The sequence below is a fragment of the Nostoc sp. DedSLP03 genome (assembly GCF_034530815.1).
In the GTDB taxonomy this organism is placed as follows: domain Bacteria; phylum Cyanobacteriota; class Cyanobacteriia; order Cyanobacteriales; family Nostocaceae; genus Nostoc.
In genome coordinates this window covers 1-2,622 of the sequence record NZ_JAVRCK010000208.1, presented here as the reverse complement: position 1 = coordinate 2,622, position 2,622 = coordinate 1, and the positions used below count along the sequence as shown (strand labels likewise).

Genomic DNA, 2,622 nt, shown 5'->3' with positions numbered 1-2,622 from the left:
ATTCTTTTTCAGCAGTTCTGATTCCAGTTTACCTAATTGATGACACGCCCTAGGTTTCATCATTTAGATCCAATTTTTATTTCCCCAGAGTGACAAAAGAGGGATAAGGACTATAGTCCTTATTTTTTCAACACGAAAATGCTTACTACAAACCCTCAAAATATGTAATCGCTAGGATGTAATCTTATCAAGTTCATCAAGAATGTTACTATCTATATCAATGTCAAATTTCCGAGCAAAGTGAGCAGATGATACGAGTAAATTTGGCAAGTCTTCCATAAGCAATGTCTTGGGATGACAGCCTCCATCTGACCAATCAATGTAGCGTCGTCGGTCGTTTTGCAGCTTCAGATGAGATGCATTAGCAAGTACAGTTTGAAAATACGACTCATCTGTATACTTAAGCTTACTGTAGTACAAGGTTAAGGCATTTTTCTTACTGTGAAAATCGATAATGTATTTAGCAGCTTTACTATTGGCACAAAACCATTGACTTCCACTGAAACAAGCAAGTTGTTTTGAAAAAGGAAGGAAAGGTTTTGTTAATAGCGGATGTTCTAAGCTTATTTCTATATTCAGTTGAGCAAAGTATTTTTTTGAGTAATTAAAATAAAACGACTTTGTACAGTATCGTTGATAGGAATTTTTCAACCATAACATATTTGGTTTTAAATCATGTTTATAAGTCTTATATGTGATTTGCTCATACTGAATATAAGCATCGTATGAACTTGAGGCTAGCTCATCCAATATTTGCCTTGCAGTTTTAATGGGATAGTCTGCTCCGCTGAGTAATACAAACCAATCCGGAGGCTCTGGAACCTCATACATTAATCGAAGTGCCTGTACTGTGGCTTCTACTAAAGTAAAACTTGCCCACTCTGTTTGTAGATGAGGGCGTACTAATAAAACATTTTTTGACAGGGCATCTACAGATAAATCACATTTTGAAAAATCATGGTGACACACAATTAGAGGATAGTTAAACATACTATTTAACTTATTTATTAGTCTGTAAATTTGTAGAGGTTTTGTATGAGTTAGTAAAATAAAACCTATAGGATTGCTGGGAGAATTAGACATTTGCTTAAGTTGTGTATATTGAAAATATTTTAAAATATGTATGTTTCTGTGAATAATAGTTTCTCGGTTGAGTGAGGTATAAGCTAATCGTCATTTAAATTGCACCATTCTCATGGTAATAAAAGCTGCAAATCTTCTCCCTTGCTCCCTGCCCCCCTGCGATCTCAATGTGCTTTCTTATATGCTTAACAGTTTAGTAACCCCTCCCAACAAGCGAGGAGCTTGCTCTGATGTACCTTATGTGATTAGGAAATGCTATAAACATTTGTTAGTAGTTGAATAAGGGTTTAGTCTAGCTGCATTCAAATAGCGATAGAAGAGCGATCGCTGATTAATGCTGCGATCGCTCTCCTACCCACTACAAGCAGAAAAATTTATGCCGAGCAATTCTGCAACACTTTTTGATTACTGCCCAAGGTTTCATTGATAGCTGTGATTAATAACTCATTTAAAGGAATTCCAGCTGCTTTCGCCATAGAGGAAATCACACTTTTAGGGGCAAAAGAACAATACAACCCGGCTTCTAAGAACCAAGGTTCTCCCTCTGGGTCGATGCGGAAGTCAAATAAACTGTAGTGGCGACAACCCAAAGCCTGATGACACTTCTTAGCTACTTGCTGAACCTTTTGGGTAATTGGATCGTTAGAATCTACAATCCAAGACTTTTTATTATCTTTAGCAGCAAAACCCAAGTTGCCATCGTCCGTTTGTTTGAGTTTTTCAGCATGGTTGCGGATGGGTTTGGAATGGGGGTCTAACAGATACTCTTCAAGAGGTAAATCCACTAGTTCCCCATCTCTGACAATAATGCCACATCTGACTTCTCGACCGAGTTCAATAAATTCTTCTACGATCACCTCATCTGAATATTCAAATGCTTTCTTCAGGGCAGCATCATAGTCGGTAGCTTCTTTGACTAAATCCATCCCTAAAGAGTTATCGGAACTTACGGGTTTAACGATCGCTGGAGGTGTAATTGTTGGAACGTCTCCTTGGCGAAGCAGTTCTCCACGAGGCACTTTTACCCCTGCGGCTTCGACAATTGCTTTAGCTCTGCCTTTGTGCGCCGTTATTGCCATGATATCTGGAGTATTGCCGATGTAAGGGATCTTCAGCAAGTCGAATAAAGCCCGGTATTCAGTCATTCCAGGGATACAAAACATTTGTGGTAATACAAGATCAATGTTTTGTGCTGTTATAAACTGTATGGCATCAGCCAGAGTCATCGGTTTGGTGTCAGCAATATCTTCAGGGCTGAGGGAAGGAGGAAATCGCCATTGGCGATCGGGTGTGATGTATGCAATTTGAAAATCATATTGCGATCGCTCTGCCATTGCTGCGAGACAGTCTTGGGCATAAAGGCGTGACAAATCACAGTAAAAATTATTGTATGCAGACCCAACTAAATGAAGGATACGAAGTACTGGCATAATTTATCTTCCTATGTATTGTTAGAATTTATATAGCGGTTATTAGTGAGTGGGCTTTCAGGGGGCGACAGTGGAGCTAAAGAGCTTGCTGTATAAGTGACATAGCTTT

At 38.9% G+C, this 2,622-nt stretch carries 2 protein-coding genes; both read right to left on the bottom strand.

The window, feature by feature from the left end; genetic code table 11:
* Positions 1-171 precede the first annotated feature (171 nt).
* On the bottom strand, positions 172-1,083 hold the full coding sequence (locus tag RM368_RS38215; protein ID WP_322698888.1) for a beta-1,6-N-acetylglucosaminyltransferase: 912 nt from the start codon (positions 1,081-1,083) through the stop codon (positions 172-174).
* A gap of 374 nt (positions 1,084-1,457) precedes the next feature.
* Positions 1,458-2,513, bottom strand: coding sequence for a D-alanine--D-alanine ligase (locus tag RM368_RS38210; RefSeq protein WP_322698887.1), 1,056 nt, complete (start codon positions 2,511-2,513; stop codon positions 1,458-1,460).
* Positions 2,514-2,622: the final 109 nt, after the last annotated feature.

Excerpts from the sequence above, each read along its gene's own strand:
- RM368_RS38215 (WP_322698888.1), bottom strand. The coding sequence starts at position 1,083 with ATGTCTAATTCTCCCAGCAATCCTATAGGTTTTATTTTACTAACTCAT.
- RM368_RS38210 (WP_322698887.1), bottom strand. The coding sequence starts at position 2,513 with ATGCCAGTACTTCGTATCCTTCATTTAGTTGGGTCTGCATACAATAAT.